The organism is Mesobacillus maritimus, from assembly GCF_019749255.1.
Classification (GTDB): domain Bacteria; phylum Bacillota; class Bacilli; order Bacillales; family Cytobacillaceae; genus Mesobacillus_B; species Mesobacillus_B maritimus_A.
Genome location: NZ_JACWFH010000012.1, coordinates 304436 through 319896, shown reverse-complemented (window position 1 = coordinate 319896; position 15461 = coordinate 304436). Strand labels below are relative to the sequence as shown.

Here is a 15461-nt window from a genome sequence, read left to right as displayed (position 1 = left end):
TTTTCTAGTTAAACAAAATGATTTCAAGTGTTGGAAAGTTGGCTGAGAGATAGAAAAAAGAGATTTTTGAAATCTAAAAACCCCCTAATTTCAGTATAAATCCCCCTACAAAGCGAATCATAATCAAAATATATAATATGATTTTTGTAATTAAAAGACAGAATAGGAAGGTGACGGGTTTGCTTTATGACTGCATCATTATCGGAGGAGGAATAGCTGGCTTGCAGGGGGCGATTCAGCTTGGTCGGTATAAGCATAAGGTTCTTGTCATTGATGCAAATGACGGACGGTCTACAATTTGTCAGAGCTACCATAACGTTCTGGGCTATCCAGATGGCGTCAGTGGACCTGAGCTACGAAGCATTGGGCAAAAGCATGCGAAAAGCCTAGGAGTACAGTTTGCGGCTGACCGCGCGGCGCTAGTTGAAAAGATTCCCAGTGGGTTTATGGTGAAAACGGAAAGTGGGGAGCACTTTAATGGGAGACGATTGCTTCTTTCAACTGGAATCGTTGATCGAATTCCACCTTTTCCTGAGCTTCTCCCTTGTCTCGGAATCAGTGTGTATGTGTGCCCTGATTGTGATGGATATGAGGTTTCTGACCGAAAGACAATTATAATGGGATCGGGGAATACCGGTGCTAATATGGCTTTAATGCTTAATTATTGGACGGACAAGATAGTCTATGTGAACCACGAACAAAAGGATGTAGACGAGGACTTACTTTTTAAGTTAAAGGAAAAGAAGATTGAGGTGATTCATTCACCAATTGTAGACGTCCTGACCGATGGTCCAGACTTCAAAGGTGTTACCCTAGAAGGTGGGGATCAGTTAAAGGCGGAACGCGGCTTTGTTGCCTTTGCTGGGAATGAAGTGAAATCACAGCTAGCACGGCAGCTTGGGGTTGAACTGCATGAGAATAAACATATTTTGGTGGATCCCCGCACTAAAATGACAAACGTTGAGCATGTCTGGGCGGCTGGTGATATCGTAGCTCATTCGGAACAGGTTACGATTGCAATGGGGGATGGCTCGCAAGCAGCAATTTGGATACATAAAACATTATTAGAAGAACAGGAAAAATCCCGTGGTCAGTTATGAACCACGGGATTTTTATTAGGTTGAAAACTCAATGAAAGGTGCCCAATTACTGGATGCCGAATCAATAAGCGATAACGGTGAAATTGCCTAATGGCCGTTCCGAAAGGTTGGGACAATAAAATTCTTACCGAGTTTGGGTTCGAGGGGCTCTGTTAGTTCCCATACTTAGAAATTATTAAGAAGTAAGGGAACTGAGAGCTTCAGTCAATGCCCATACTCAAGGTTTAATACCAAGTAAGGGAACAGAGAGCCCCCGTCAATGCCCATCCTCAGGGTTTAATAGCAAGTAAGGGAACAGAGAGCCCCCGTCAATGCCCATCCTCAAGGTTTAATACCAAGTAAGGGAACTGAGAGCCCTAGTCAATGCCCATCCTCAAGGTTTAATAGTAAGTATGGGCACTGAGGGACTCAGTCAATGCTCATACTCAGTAGATAATAGGAAGTAAGGGAACTGAGAGCTTCAGTCAATGCCCATCCTCAGGGTTTAATACCAAGTATGGGAACAATGAAGCTCTTTCCATGCTTATATTTAGAAAATAAGAGAGCTCCAATCACCCATTCTCCGAAAGCTGAGTTAACGGTGTTTCTGCTGGCCCTTCTAACACTTCTCCTTTATAGGAAAAACGGGAACCATGGCATGGGCAGTCCCAAGAGCGGTCGCCATTATTCCATTCAAGTTCACAGCCCATATGAGTGCAAGTTGTATCAACAAGGTGAAGCTCGCCATTTTCATCACGATAAGCACCAGCACGCTCTCCATTCACCATGACGGTGGCACCTTCATTGTTTCCTAATTCTTCTGGGCGTGTCGTTGGTTGCTCAAGCTTTCCTTCAACAAGCTCTTTTGCTACTTGTGCATTTGTTGATAAAAACTTCTTTACATCTGGATCGGCGTGGAAGCGGCTTGGATCAAACACCTCTTTGTAAGGGTTATCTCGTTCTAAAATCATATCGGTCATTAAGTGAGCGGCTACTGTACTATTGGTCATGCCCCATTTACGATAACCCGTTGCCACATAAATATTTGAAAGCGTTGCGGAATAGTTCCCAATATAAGGAATCTTATCTAAAGTAGCAGGATCCTGTGCAGACCAGCGGTAAGGAATTTCCTTGATTCCGAAGGTTTCTGCTGCAAAGGTTTCAAGCGCTTCATAATGCTGGTGAGTGTTTTTATCTTGACCAGTTTTATGGCGGTCACCACTGAAAAGGACAACTTTTTCCCCGTTAATTTTGGTATAGCGCAAAGAACGAGTTGGTTGTTCGATATTAATGTACATACCACCAGGAAATTCTTTTTCTGTCTTAACCGCAAGAATGTAGGAGCGGGAAATGGACAATCTCGAGAAGTAAAAGCCTTTCACATCATAGAAAGGATAATGGGTGCTGACGATCATATGCTGGCAGCTAACTTTAAATCCATCCCTTGTGGTGACGCGTGGCTCGTTTCCTTCCTCAATATCAACGCCAGTTGTATTCTCATAGATTTGTCCGCCTAGCTTTGTAAATTCCTCTACAAGGTGTTTTAAGTATTTTACTGGATGAAATTGAGCTTGATTCCGCATAACAATTGCTGCTTTATGCTCGACTGGAATCGGCATGGAACTCTTATACTCCCGCTCCTTGATATCTAGTTTTTCGTAGGCATCATATTCCTTAATTAATTTCTGCAAATCTTGCTGTGAATTTGTAAAAAGGTAAGCGTCCTCGTCTGAAAAATCACAGTCTATTTGTTGCTCTTGTACAAGGTTTCGAATAAATTCCAACGCTTCAGCATTCGCTTGGTAGTATGCTTGAGTCTGCTCTTTCCCAAAGTGGTTAAGGAGTTCATCATAAACAAGCCCATGCTGTGCGGTCACCTTGGCAGTCGTATGGCCAGTAGTCCCATTTAGAATGCGACCGGCCTCAAGGAGTACAACTTTTTTTCCTTCCTTGGCGAGGAGATACGCGGAAGTGATTCCTGTTATCCCGCCACCAATAACCGCAACCTCAGTACGAATATCCTCCTGTAATTTCGGAAAGGTTGGAAGCTCGGCACTTCCTAGCCAATATGCCTCTGGAAATTGGGGCATTGAGTTACTCGTCATATACAAATCCTCCTAAAAGTACATTAATAACCGTATTTTTCCCTTAAGGATAAAAATAATCCTGATTTTTAACACACCTGATTGATTGCCCGAGAGGAAGTCTTATCGGTAAAATAAAAGAAAGACCAAATGGAGGAAGTAAAATGGCAGGAATCAAAACGAATGCAATGCGGATTTTAGATCAAAAAAAGATTACGTATACCATGCATGCTTACGACAATAAGGACGGAAAAATTGATGGTGTCTCCGTTGCAGGAAAAATCAACAAAGACCCGAAAGAAGTGTACAAAACGCTAGTTGCTCAGGGAGCATCAAAGGAATTGTACGTGTTTATTATCGAGGTAGGAGCCGAGCTTGACTTGAAAAAGGCAGCAAAAGTAGCCGGAGAAAAGAAAGTCGAAATGCTACCTGTTAAGGATATTCAAAAATATACAGGCTATATCCGTGGTGGCTGCTCGCCTCTTGGTATGAAAAAACAGTATACAACGATTATTGATACTGAAGCGGAGCAGCTTGAAACAATCGTGGTAAGTGCCGGCAAAATTGGTTACCAAATTGAACTCTCCCCACAAGATTTACAACAAGTCATTGGTTCTCATTTTTACGATGTCCGAAAGTAATTCTTTCCTTGGCAGATATTGCCCAATAAACATGGGCTTGATTTTGTTTGTCCATTGAACATAGGCATTCACCCAAGATACATAAAAAGCATAGGCTATATGGAAAGCAAAAAGGTTGCAGCCGGAAGGAGTGTTTATATGGGAAAGGTGCTTAATTATTATGCTGGAGGGAACACAGCCCGCGGCTTTTATAGCTTATATGAATCGAACTTAGAAGGACTCTCACGTTTGTTTATTTTAAAAGGTGGGCCTGGTACTGGGAAATCCTCATTAATGAAAAAGCTCGGGAAAGAGTGGAATGAGAGAGGCTACGATATTGAATATCTACACTGTTCTTCGGATAACGATTCAATTGACGGTTTAATCATTCGCTCTCTTGGAGTGGGGATTGTGGACGGAACAGCCCCACATGTTATTGAGCCGAAATTACCGGGCGCAGTAGAGGAATACGTTAATCTAGGCGTAGCATGGGATTCTGCAAAGCTACAAGCCAAAAAAGCTGAGATTGAAAAAATCTCAACAGAAATGAGTGCGGCATTCACAGGAGCTTACACATTATTTGGTGAAGCACTTCGAGTTCATGATGAATGGGAGAAAATCTATATTGAAAATATGGATTTTGATAAAGCAAATGCTCTTACAGAAGAGTTGCTTGGAAAACTCTTTGAAGATAAGAAATTGAATAAAAAAGCAGATGTCAGACATCGCTACCTAGGTGCAGCAACTCCAAAGGGTGCTGTGGACTTTGTTCCAAACTTAACTTCAGGATTGGCCGTACGTTACTTAATAAAGGGACGACCGGGCTCAGGAAAATCCACCATGTTGAAAAAAATTGCTTCGGAAGCAGAAAGAAGAGGCTTTGACACAGAAGTGTATCATTGTGGGTTTGATCCGCACAGCCTCGATATGATTGTCGTCAGGGAATTAGGGTTTGCTATTTTTGACAGTACTGCTCCCCATGAATACTTTCCGGAGCGAGTCAATGACCGGGTCATTGACATGTATGGGACCATTATTGCCCCAGGAACTGATGAGAAATATGAAGCTGAAATTAAAGATGTTTCCAAGAGGTACCGTGAGTATATGAATCATGCAATCTCATCCCTTGCCCAAGCGAAAAACCTCCATGATGAACTAGAGAGCATTTACATTGAGGCAATGGACTATCAAAAAATTGATGAGATTACCGCAGAATTAAATGATGAAATCAAAAGGCTAGCGGAGAAATAAATAGACAAAAGAGAGCACTCAGCGGGGGAGTGCTCTCTTTATGTTTAAAGGGGATTACTAAAATCAAGAACGTTATTAAAAAATAATATGTGCTGCTAAAACAACAATTGGGAGAGTAACCAATGTTCTCTGTAAGAAAATGATAAATAGCTCCCAGAAGGAAACAGGGATCTTAGATCCTAACAGCAAACCACCCACTTCAGACATATAGATCAATTGAGTAACAGACACAGAAGCAATGATAAACCTTGTCATTTCGCTTTCAATATTAGCACCAATGACAGATGGTAAAAACATATCTGCAAAGCCTACAACAAGCGTCTCAGAGGCCGCTTTTGCTTCAGGAACCTGCATTAATTCAAGAAGTGGGATAAAAGGTACCCCAAGCCACTGAAAAACAGGCGTATATTCTGCAACGATAAGGGCAAGGGTCCCTAGGGCCATAACAATAGGGGCGACACCCATCCACATATCAAGAATGTTTTTTCCACCAGATACAAAGAAATCATTCACACCACGGTTACGACTGGCTTTGTCCATAGCTTGATGCATTCCCCATGTGAACGAGTTATACCCGGTCGGAATATCATCCTCATTGTAATCATCTGCTCGTTCAGTATGAAAGGTATCCGGTTTCCGTGAAAGGGGTGGAATCCTTGGGAGAATAATTGCTGCAATCAGACCAGCAACGGTAACCGTTAAGTAAAATGGAACAAACAGGTGAGCAAGTCCAACCTGAGAGATGATGACAAGGCTAAAGGTGATTGACACCACCGAAAAGGAAGTTCCAATTACAGCTGCTTCTCGTTTCGTAAACAAGCCTTGTTCATACTGTTTACTCGTTAACAATACTCCAATCGTTCCATCCCCAAGCCAGGAGGTCATACAGCCGACAGATGAAAGTCCTGGGAGGGTAAACACGGGTCTCATCACTTTGGTTAATAACGTACCAAAAAGCTCTAGTAGACCGAAATTTAATAGAAGCGGCAGGAATAATCCAGCGAATAAAAAAATCGCAAATAGAACGGGCAATAGATCGTATAAAAGAAGTCCTCCAGTATTTTCAGACCAAATCATTTCTGGTCCCCACTGAAAAAGGACAGCAACTGCAAACGCAGCACCAAGAATCCTAGCAATAAACCAAATCATTGGAACATTAAACAACGTTTTTAAGAAAAGGTTTCGTTCGATTATTTCAGGTCTTACGGTTTTTGCAAGAATCGTTCCAATCATAGTAAGGACAATGATAATGGTCATGATTTGCGGAAGGAAATCAGCTAGCCCTTCTTGAAGCCATCCCGAAAGAATGGCAATCGGGATGGTAATTTCATCTTTATATGAAATAGGGGTCATAAATAAAAACACCCCTAGTACGGAAGGCAACATGAAGGTAAAAAAGGTTTTTAGCGAGTGCTTTTTTTGTAGTACTTGTTCCACTTTTAACTCATCCTCAAATACATATTTATAAGACTTCGTTCATTTTAATGCGTTGTGATCTTTTTGCCAACCCTTTTTCCAGAACTGATTATTCCGTATATTATTTCCTGGGAGATTTGAAATAACCAAATTGAAGGCAGTATTTTTGCTGTATAACTTTTAAAATTTTCTAAATTTTAACATAAAATACAGTGGAATCCTTTATAATTTATATAGGCTCAACGAACTACGGGAGGGGTAGGTATTTTGTATCAATCGTTAAAAAAAGAACTTGATAATCGAGTTATCGTTTCTGGAGATGAAGGATATAATCAGAAGCGAAAAGTATGGAATGCAACCATTGATAAACATCCTGGAGCAATTATTGTTTGTAAATCAGAAGAAGATGTATTGAAAGCAGTACAGTTTGCGAACGAAAAGGGTTTACATATGACGGCACGTGCAGGTGGTCACCATGTGGGTGGATTTGCTACCTGTGATGAGGGCATTATGATTGACCTATCACAGATGAACACCGTTACAGTGGACCAAGGACGACAGGTTGCTCTTGTTGAAGGCGGAGCCAAATTAGGCGATATTGATGCCGAGACACAGAAATTTGGCCTAGCGACTCCAACAGGTACCATTTCTGAAACCGGCGTCGCTGGACTAGCGCTTAGTGGCGGACTAGGCTATCTTCGAGGAAAATATGGTCTGACATGTGACAATCTTGTCGGGGCAAACATCGTCACAATGGATGGACAGCTATTACATGTAAGTGACGAGGAACATCAGGACCTTTTTTGGGCGATCCGTGGTGGTGGCGGTAACTTTGGGATTGTCACTCAATTTGAATTTGCCTTATTCCCTGTTGGACCAGAAGTTCTAGCAGTTGATGTTATGTATGATTATCAAGATGCTAAGCAGGTCCTTTTAAAAGCTCAAGAATATATGAATCAGGCTCCTGATGAGGTATCCTTTAATTTAACCGTTACCATGCTTCCACCTGTCCCGTTTTTACCTGAATTTCTTCATAATAAAAAGGTTGTTATGTTGGGTGGAATGTATGCGGGCGATCCAGAAGTAGGGAAGGCAGTGGTGAAACCTTTGCAGGAGTTCGCTTACCCAATTGTCGACCAAACCGGGGTTATCCCGTATGTTGCTTTGCAGAAGAAATTAGATGCAATGGTTCCTGACCATGTTGCTGTACATGGAACCTCTTTGTATTTTTCAAAGCTTACTGAAGAAAGTATTGATCTATTATTAGCGAAGCTAGACAATGCACCAATGCCAACATACCTTGCCCAGCTATGGGCCTTGAGTGGGAAAATGAATCGGATTTCTCCTGAAGAAACGGCCTTTACAAATCGTGACTCTTCCTTTGTATTGTTACTAGATTACATGGACATGGGCGCAGGACCAGAGGTATGCAAGCAATGGGTTGACTCTGTTTATGATGGGTTATTGCCATTATCCAATAAGGGAACATCCTATTTAAATGGAATTGGAGCAAATGAAACAGTTGTTAAGAACACACTTGGCGTGAACTATCAAAGATTAGCAGAAATTAAGAAGAAATATGATCCAAATAATCGATTAAGACATAACCACAATATCCAACCAGCTGAATAATTTTAGGAAAGGGGAACTCATTTGTTGTGAGTTCCCCTTTTTTTGCATGTGAACCTGTTGGTCTATCAATGAAAACTCGGATAGTCTAATTCAAACAGCAAAGCACTCCAGTAGCTCTCTTTCTACATATAGCACTCATTTCTACTTTGAATACCATTAATGCTAAAATAAAAAAGGAACAAAAATGACCAGTTAGAGGAAGAGATAAATGAAAAAGCTTATAGATAGCTTAAGACAAAGATTGTCGGACAAGGCGAATAGGGATAATGCAGAGCAAATGAGTCGCTACTTGAAAAATCATTTTATTTTCTTTGGCATTAAAACGCCTGAGCGAAGAGAGATTAGCAAGCTGTTTTTTCAGGAAACGGGTATCTTGAAGGAACCTTATAATGAGGAGTTTGTATTAGCATTATGGGAGCAACCAGAAAGGGAATTTCAACTGCTGGGGTTAGATTATATAGCAAAGTTTCAAAAAAAATTGGCGAAGCATCATATTGCCCATATTGAAAAGCTAATCACGACTAAATCATGGTGGGACACGGTTGATATGCTTGCACAACATCCAGCTGGAACCATCATTGCAAAACATCCAGAGCTCATTGAGGAGCTGGTAGACAAGTGGGCAGTTTCAGAGGATATGTGGCTAAGACGAACCGCAATTATCCATCAGTTAAGATACAAAGAAAACACCAATGAAGACAGGCTGTACAAATACATAAAACTAAATGCCGACAGCAAGGAGTTTTTTATTCAAAAGGGGATTGGCTGGGCCCTTCGAGAGTATTCAAAAACCAATCCATATTCTGTAAAGCAATTTATTGAGTCGAATTCTCTTGCGCCATTAAGTGTGCGGGAGGGAAGCAAGTACATCCCAAAAGAGTAGTGTTAACCAAAAGCATACATTAGGACATATACCTACGCTGCTGAGCAGGCTGCTTGCACGTTCCTTAGAAATACATGGTAGAATGGCACATAATGAATCTATTAGATAGAAAACATGGACAGGGGTGGCGGAATGATTAAATGCATCGCATCCGATATGGATGGAACGTTATTAAATGCGTATCAAAAGATTACCGATGAAAATAAAGCAGCTATTTTAAAAGCACAGGAGCAGGGCGTGGAATTTGTCGTCGCGACTGGCCGGTCATACGAAGAAGCACAATTTGTGTTAGAGGAAGCAGAAATAAAATGCCCGGTCATCTGCGTGAATGGTGCCGAGGTGCGCTCAAAAGAAGGCGAATTAATTAGCTCTAATCCTTTATCAAAAGCCCAAGCGAGAGAAATAGCTCATATATTAAGAGACCAAGGAATCTACTTTGAAATCTATACCAATCAAGGAACGTATACGGATAACGAAGATAAAGGCATTTCCGCCATTATTGATATTTTTACGAGTGCCAATCCAGAGGCTTCTATGGAGTTAATTGTTAGTGGAGCAAAGGAAAGATTTGAGAAAGGGCTTGTTCATGTAGTGGGCAGCTATGATCGTGTCTTTGAAGATGATGATTATCAAATTTACAAGTTTTTAGCATTCTCTATGAGTGAAAAAGAACAAGCAAGTGGAAAAGAAGCTCTTAAAAAGATAGACGGACTAGCCGTTAGTTCATCAGGCTACATGAATATCGAGATTACTAGCGAGCAGGCCCAAAAAGGAGTAGCCCTCGAAGCGTTTACATCAAAAAGAGGCATTGAAATGTCTGAAACGATGGCAATTGGCGATAATGAAAATGATTTATCCATGTTTGCTCGTGCCGGCAGAGCGGTGGCAATGGGCAACGCTTCATTCGAAATCCAAATGGAATGCGATGTTGTGACGGCAACGAATGATGAAAATGGCGTAGCGCAGGCGATATTGGAAGTACTGTAACAGCAAAAGAGTAAACACCGTTCGCCTCTAAAGGGAGGAAAGGATGGTAGGAATAATGAAAAAGTGGCTAATGCTTTTTCTCGTCGCGGGGCTTCTTTTATATGGATGCTCCAATGAGGAAACTGAAAATACAAGCCGATCTCCGAAGAAACCAGAAACGGTAGAAGAAAAGGAAACAGTAGCTCGCCCTGTGGAACTTCAGGTACTAGCACAGGATCTAAGGATTCCTTGGGCAATCAATAAAACCAATGATACTTTTTACATCAGTGAACGAGAGGGAGCTGTTGTAAAAGTAGAAAATGGCAAGCAAACGAGGCAAGAGGTAGTATTTGAAAAACCACTTGCGAATGCGCCTGAGGCTGGATTCCTCGGGTTTATTTTGGCACCTGATTTTCACGAAACAGGAAAAGCGTTTGGCTATTATACCTATCAAGATCAAGGTCAGTTCAATCGAATCATTGAGTTAACCATAGAAGGAAATCAGTGGCGTGAAGCAAAGCTTTTGTTGGATAAAATCCCAAGCGGAAACATTCATCATGGTGGTCGATTAGCTCTTGGACCTGATGGGAAATTATATGCAACCGCCGGGGATGCGGCAGAAGCTGAGCTGGCGCAAGACTTGAATCATTTAAATGGGAAAATATTGCGGCTGAATCAGGATGGCACGGTTCCAAACGATAATCCATTTGAGAATTCGTATGTGTATAGCTATGGTCATCGGAATCCTCAGGGCCTTGTTTGGGCTGAAGATGGTACAATGTATGCAAGCGAGCATGGTCCGAATGCGCATGATGAAATCAATATCATTGAATCAGGAAAGAATTATGGCTGGCCAGTAATTGTTGGGGACGATAAGCAAGCTGAAATGGAGTCACCTTTATTTCATTCTGGTACGACAACATGGGCTCCATCAGGGATGGCGATTTCAGATGGGAAGCTTTATGTGGCAACTTTAAGAGGGAATGCAGTGCGCGAATTTAACCTGGAGACGAAGGAAACCAAGGAAGCTGTTTCTGGTTTAGGGCGAATTCGTGATGTACTTCTAGAGGGCGATCAGTTGTATTTTGTGAGCAATAATACCGATGGTCGTGGGATTCCTCAGGAGAATGATGATAAGCTGTATCAGATATCCCTTTCATCATTAGGCGAATAGTATAGCAAAAGAGCAGCTGTTTAAGGCTGCTCTTTGCGCGTTATAAAAGCTCAATTTCTAGCGAGTCGACTTGCGAAACTAGTAATTCTTCATACTTTTTTTCTGCTGTAAATCGAACTTCCTGGTCACTTGCTTCCGGGGAGTCTTTTTTCACTAACTCAATCACATCGGCTTGCACCTTTTGTGTTAGGACGATTTTTTGATATTGGGCTTCTTGATACTTCCAAAACTTGTCTTCACCGTATTCGGCAATTAACCTTTTTGCTGCTTTTGATTCTTCATACTGGCTACGTACCTTTTCAACCTCAGCTTGAACCTCTTCTTCTGTTGCTTGATGACCTTTTTCTTCACCAAGCATGGCCATCGCACGTAATCGGATAATTTGCGCAACCAGTGTGTTTTGATTGTTATTCATTTCTTCTTGCGAGTCCCAATAGTTCATTGCTTCCTCAAGTTCTTCACCTGAATATTTTTCCGAATCTGTTTCTCGCGCCATTTCAATATGAAGCGTATTAATAAACCGGTAAAAATCCACGTCTTCCTCTGTAATCCATTCTCCGTTAATGGAAGCAACACCTGCTGCCTTTTCTACGTCTAGCTCTATCACTTTTTCAACCTCTTGGCCGTCCTTTACTAGAAAAAAGACCGCTTCATACTTGCCTGCCATCGGGAACTCAGCATGACCTGCATATTTTCCATCTGCATCTTCTTCTAATGTGACCTCGAGTGTTCCGTGATCCATCTCGACCATGGTGAACTGTGCGGTTGCCTCTACACCGTTAACCGGCTTAGCATCTTCTGTTATCTCAATTTCAATGGTTGAAGTTTTGCCTTTTAAAAATGCGGGGTCCTTAGTGATTTCTACTTCCCAGCTTGGCTTGCTGCTACAGGCGGAAAGTAGGATGGTCAGCAAGATTACCCCCAATATTGACCACTTGTTCATGTTTATCTTCCTCCCAAATGCTGAAGCTGTACAAATTCTTCAACAGGATATTTTGTAATTTTCCCTTCATCCAAGTATGCGACATGGGTACAAAGCTGCTTAATCTCATCAAGGTGGTGAGAGGATAAGAGAATCGTTTTATTCGTAAGACCTTTTAGAATCTCAAGAATTTCATTCCGACCGATTGGGTCGATGCCGCTTGTGGGTTCATCAAGAATAATGATGTCTGAATCCTGATAAAGGGTAATACCGAGCCCCAACCGTTGGAGCATTCCTTTCGAATAGCCTTTGATCGGAGCATCTTTATCATCCCAGAGACGGACCGAGGTGAGTATCTCCTTCATTTTTGTTTCATCAAGTTGTTTTTTGCTTGTTTTAGCGAAAAACAGCATGTTTTCATAGCCAGTTAAGGAGGGGTAAAGCATAAATTTCTCTGGCAAATAGGCGATTTCATTCCGCCAGTGCTGTTTTTTACTACGTTCCTTGCCGTTTATTTTAATGGTACCTGTCTTTACAGGTAGTAGCCCTAGTAAGCTATTAATGAAGGTGGACTTACCGGCGCCGTTACGACCAACTAGTGCACACACTTCATTTTCTTTTACGGAGAGTGTTGCTTGGTTAAGGATCGTTTTTTTACCATAAGACTGTGTTAAGTTTTGAACGTCAATCATTCAGGAGCCCTCCTTACGATGGAGAAGTACTGCAAAAGCAAATGTTACGCCAATCCAAAATACTAGGTTCATCCCAAAGAAAACAGAAGGGGATAACCACATGAATGACTCTAGTAGCCGAGACATGTTTCCAAATGAATAGAGTCCAAGTCCGGATTCTAAAAACATTCTAACTGCCTGAATCGGGTTCAAAAAGTAGGCTACCGAGAATAGTTGGACATTGTCATGCGTAATGGTTGGAAGTACAGATAATAAGATAAAATCATGCAGAAAGAAGAAATAAAACCATACAACGACGGCGATTCCGGCTATTTGCATTCTCGAAGTGCTAATGCTACCGATGAACACACCAATTTGGGTGAATACTAGGATAAACCCAAGTAAGGCTACCAGAAATAAAAAATAATGACGAAGGTCAACAACAAAATTCATTTTTAAAGGGATCAAGTAGATAAAAAACCAGACAAAGGTAGGTGCAAGAAGGACTAGTTGAATGGCTAGACTCTTTTTACCTAAAAAGGAGAGCGTGCTTTCTTGTCTGGTTACCAACATCACAAGTGTTTTTTGCTCTTTCTCTTGAAAAATAGAAAAGGCTCCGAGAAAAAGGCAAAGGATTGGGACAAAATAGATGAGCCCTTCAAATAGGTTGATTAGTAACAGATAAAATCCTTGGTCTAAACTAAAGTCTGATGATCTTGAAAGCATGAGTAAGGAAACAATGATGATGATTCCCAACGAAAGCCATAGACCTTTGCTGCGGATACTTTCCTTCCATTCCTTCCAAATATAATTCATACTAAAATGTCTCCCTTGCATCATGTTTTAGAGGGGAAGAATTTCATTTTCATCATGACCACAACCCCTAGAACTAAAAGTACAACTATCCATAGAACCCCTTGTTTTTTAGGATGACTGACTAAAGGATGCTCATCTTCAAACATGATTTTGCTTTTATTAAGAAGTTCGTTCATTTTTTCATAGATAGATATTGCCGGGCTTTTTAGAAACAAATAAGTAAGTTCCTGGTCCTCAATCAGCTCGTAAAGGGAAGATTGGTAGATGGCTGAATGATCCCCGATTCTGTTTTGGTCAAGGTCGAGGATCGGGAAACTTCTTCCCCAATCGTTGCCAATAGCATCCTTGCTCCATGCATTATTCCCAGTGCCTCCAAGTGTAACGGCGGGGATTGTATTATCTGAGATGGTATTTTGGGTGAAAATTTGGTCCGTAGAGCTTGCCCAGAGTTCAATGCCAATTTGATTTTGATAAATGTGATTGTCACGAATGGTGTTTCTAGTTGCTTGATCTATATACAACCCTCTTTGGTTCATGTAGAAAGTGTTGTTTTCAATTTGATTATCGTTCGCGGATAAGAGCAAGAGTCCAAAGGAACGATGGCCATAATTAAAAATAAATTGATTATTTTCGAGTGTTAGTCCATTTGAATGCATGACGGCTGCTCCACCTGTATTAAAGGTGAATATGTTGTTTTTGAATTCATTTTCATTTGAATACATATAGTGTAGACCGTATCTAGTTTTCGTCATTTTATTGTTTAGTACTATATTGCCATCTGCATAATCGAAGAACATTCCATCACGGGTACCTTCGATTTCATTATTCGTTAAGGTGTTTTGATTAGAGTAATAGATGTGCAGTCCGTTCCCTTGACCGGCTATTTCCTCGTCGCCACTGCCTTGGACTTGAACCTGATCAATGGTGTTGTGATGCGCCTTGCTTAAGTAGATTCCATGAAAGGAGTCTTTTATCGAGAGCTTTCGCAAGGTATTGCCATTGGTATAAACCTTTACAGCTGCATATTCTTCAGAACTGTTGCGGTCCATGCTACTATTCTCAACAGCAATATTTTCTAGTGTCACGCCCTCAGCTCGTACAGAAATCACATTTCCTGTGCCGTCTCCTTTAATAGTGGTATCATCCTTGCCAATTAGGTGTATTGGCTTCTCTATGACAATGTTGCCTTCATAGGTTTTATTCTCAAGTTGAATGGTGGCTCCGTCAGAAGCCTCGTCAATCATCGATTGCAGGTTTTCTGTTGCTCCTGGCCTGCAGGGGCCAATAAATAGAACAAACAGAAATAGCAGGCTCAGGATTTTTTTCATCTTCTTCGATCCTTCCATAATGGAATCAGTAATAAAATAAAGGCTGCCACAACAAGAAAGGAACCTGTCTGTAATGAGCTATACGTCGTGAAATTGGCAACAATATTTTCTCCAAACATTGGCGGAACAAAGGGAGCCATATCAATTGGTGCCATGGGATCCAAGTTGGTACCAAAGTCTTTTAACCAGCGCTTTAAGTCCCAGACACCCAAAGTGCCGCCAATTGCAAATAGCCCTAGGACAATGTATAAGTATGATTTTTTTCTAATGAATGCGGCAGATAAAACAATGAGTGCCAAGCCGGCAATTAAAAATTTTAGATACTGCAATTCTGGGAAGTTTTCTTCACTAAAGTTTTTCATTCCAATATAGTGATTCAATGCATTGATATTATTGATGTCTCCCTCTAGCTTGTCAGGGTAGACAATGATATCTAGGCCTTCAGGATACTGTGGTGCCCAAAACTCCATTTTCCACCAGGGGAAAAGTAGGGAAGCGAAGATGAGTACAGCAGCGAGAATCATCAAGATGGAAGATACGATTGAAAGTTGTTTTCCTTTCATCCTTCTACACGCCTTTCATGAATAGGAAGAGGGCATCAAACGAATGGTTGATACCC

14 protein-coding genes are annotated in these 15461 nt (G+C 41.3%); 7 read left to right on the top strand and 7 right to left on the bottom strand.

Annotated elements, in window-relative coordinates:
- Positions 1 to 179: 179 nt before the first annotated feature.
- A complete protein-coding gene (locus tag H0185_RS11915) occupies positions 180 to 1100 on the top strand; it encodes an NAD(P)/FAD-dependent oxidoreductase (protein WP_221873707.1) in 921 nt (306 codons plus the stop codon).
- 551 nt (positions 1101 to 1651) lie between these two features.
- Here the strand turns inward: H0185_RS11915 and H0185_RS11910 are convergent.
- On the bottom strand, positions 1652 to 3184 hold the full coding sequence (locus H0185_RS11910) for an FAD-dependent oxidoreductase (RefSeq protein ID WP_221873706.1): 1533 nt from the start codon (positions 3182 to 3184) through the stop codon (positions 1652 to 1654).
- A 143-nt stretch (positions 3185 to 3327) separates the two neighbouring features.
- Between H0185_RS11910 and ybaK the strand changes: the two genes are divergently transcribed.
- Together ybaK and H0185_RS11900 are read left to right on the top strand one after the other, a co-directional pair.
- Entirely contained in the window at positions 3328 to 3804 is a 477-nt protein-coding gene (gene ybaK / locus H0185_RS11905) for a Cys-tRNA(Pro) deacylase (RefSeq protein WP_221873705.1), read from the top strand.
- A gap of 138 nt (positions 3805 to 3942) precedes the next feature.
- Entirely contained in the window at positions 3943 to 5034 is a 1092-nt protein-coding gene (locus tag H0185_RS11900) for a PRK06851 family protein (RefSeq protein ID WP_221873704.1), read from the top strand.
- A 75-nt stretch (positions 5035 to 5109) separates the two neighbouring features.
- On the opposite strand, the gene H0185_RS11895 is transcribed toward H0185_RS11900, so the two are convergent.
- Complete coding sequence (locus H0185_RS11895) at positions 5110 to 6471, bottom strand: YjiH family protein (RefSeq protein ID WP_343223142.1); 1362 nt, start codon at positions 6469 to 6471, stop codon at positions 5110 to 5112.
- Positions 6472 to 6717: 246 nt separating this feature from the next.
- Here H0185_RS11895 and H0185_RS11890 point away from each other — a divergent pair, with 246 nt between their 5' ends.
- From H0185_RS11890 to H0185_RS11875, 4 genes are all read left to right on the top strand, one after another.
- Positions 6718 to 8082: an FAD-binding oxidoreductase gene (locus tag H0185_RS11890; RefSeq protein WP_221873703.1), complete on the top strand. Its 1365-nt coding sequence runs from the start codon at positions 6718 to 6720 to the stop codon at positions 8080 to 8082.
- 208 nt (positions 8083 to 8290) lie between these two features.
- Complete coding sequence (locus tag H0185_RS11885; RefSeq protein WP_221873702.1) at positions 8291 to 8965, top strand: DNA alkylation repair protein; 675 nt, start codon at positions 8291 to 8293, stop codon at positions 8963 to 8965.
- Positions 8966 to 9097: 132 nt separating this feature from the next.
- Positions 9098 to 9952, top strand: a complete 855-nt coding sequence (locus H0185_RS11880; protein WP_221873701.1) for a Cof-type HAD-IIB family hydrolase — start codon at positions 9098 to 9100, stop codon at positions 9950 to 9952.
- 43 nt (positions 9953 to 9995) lie between these two features.
- Positions 9996 to 11105: a PQQ-dependent sugar dehydrogenase gene (locus H0185_RS11875; protein WP_425515823.1), complete on the top strand. Its 1110-nt coding sequence runs from the start codon at positions 9996 to 9998 to the stop codon at positions 11103 to 11105.
- Positions 11106 to 11145: 40 nt separating this feature from the next.
- On the opposite strand, the gene H0185_RS11870 is transcribed toward H0185_RS11875, so the two are convergent.
- Genes H0185_RS11870 through H0185_RS11850 form a run of 5 tightly spaced genes read right to left on the bottom strand, consistent with a single transcriptional unit; the run spans position 11146 to position 15405 of the window.
- Complete coding sequence (locus H0185_RS11870; RefSeq protein ID WP_221873700.1) at positions 11146 to 12048, bottom strand: FixH family protein; 903 nt, start codon at positions 12046 to 12048, stop codon at positions 11146 to 11148.
- Positions 12049 to 12050: 2 nt separating this feature from the next.
- A complete protein-coding gene (locus H0185_RS11865) occupies positions 12051 to 12719 on the bottom strand; it encodes an ABC transporter ATP-binding protein (RefSeq protein WP_221873699.1) in 669 nt (222 codons plus the stop codon).
- Entirely contained in the window at positions 12720 to 13514 is a 795-nt protein-coding gene (locus tag H0185_RS11860) for an ABC transporter permease (RefSeq protein ID WP_221873698.1), read from the bottom strand. It lies immediately after the preceding gene.
- 20 nt (positions 13515 to 13534) lie between these two features.
- On the bottom strand, positions 13535 to 14842 hold the full coding sequence (nosD, locus tag H0185_RS11855; protein ID WP_221873697.1) for a nitrous oxide reductase family maturation protein NosD: 1308 nt from the start codon (positions 14840 to 14842) through the stop codon (positions 13535 to 13537).
- Entirely contained in the window at positions 14839 to 15405 is a 567-nt protein-coding gene (locus H0185_RS11850) for a hypothetical protein (protein ID WP_221873696.1), read from the bottom strand. Before H0185_RS11850 ends, nosD begins: the two co-directional genes overlap by 4 nt.
- Between the last annotated feature and the right edge of the window lie 56 nt (positions 15406 to 15461).

Bases quoted from the DNA above. Each gene is read 5' to 3' on its own strand.
- ybaK (WP_221873705.1), top strand. From the start codon at position 3,328: ATGGCAGGAATCAAAACGAATGCAATGCGGATTTTAGATCAAAAAAAG.
- H0185_RS11860 (WP_221873698.1), bottom strand. From the start codon at position 13,514: ATGAATTATATTTGGAAGGAATGGAAGGAAAGTATCCGCAGCAAAGGT.
- H0185_RS11865 (WP_221873699.1), bottom strand. From the start codon at position 12,719: ATGATTGACGTTCAAAACTTAACACAGTCTTATGGTAAAAAAACGATC.
- H0185_RS11910 (WP_221873706.1), bottom strand. From the start codon at position 3,184: ATGACGAGTAACTCAATGCCCCAATTTCCAGAGGCATATTGGCTAGGA.
- H0185_RS11900 (WP_221873704.1), top strand. From the start codon at position 3,943: ATGGGAAAGGTGCTTAATTATTATGCTGGAGGGAACACAGCCCGCGGC.
- H0185_RS11870 (WP_221873700.1), bottom strand. From the start codon at position 12,048: ATGAACAAGTGGTCAATATTGGGGGTAATCTTGCTGACCATCCTACTT.
- H0185_RS11850 (WP_221873696.1), bottom strand. From the start codon at position 15,405: ATGAAAGGAAAACAACTTTCAATCGTATCTTCCATCTTGATGATTCTC.
- H0185_RS11880 (WP_221873701.1), top strand. From the start codon at position 9,098: ATGATTAAATGCATCGCATCCGATATGGATGGAACGTTATTAAATGCG.
- H0185_RS11885 (WP_221873702.1), top strand. From the start codon at position 8,291: ATGAAAAAGCTTATAGATAGCTTAAGACAAAGATTGTCGGACAAGGCG.
- H0185_RS11875 (WP_425515823.1), top strand. From the start codon at position 9,996: ATGGTAGGAATAATGAAAAAGTGGCTAATGCTTTTTCTCGTCGCGGGG.
- nosD (WP_221873697.1), bottom strand. From the start codon at position 14,842: ATGAAAAAAATCCTGAGCCTGCTATTTCTGTTTGTTCTATTTATTGGC.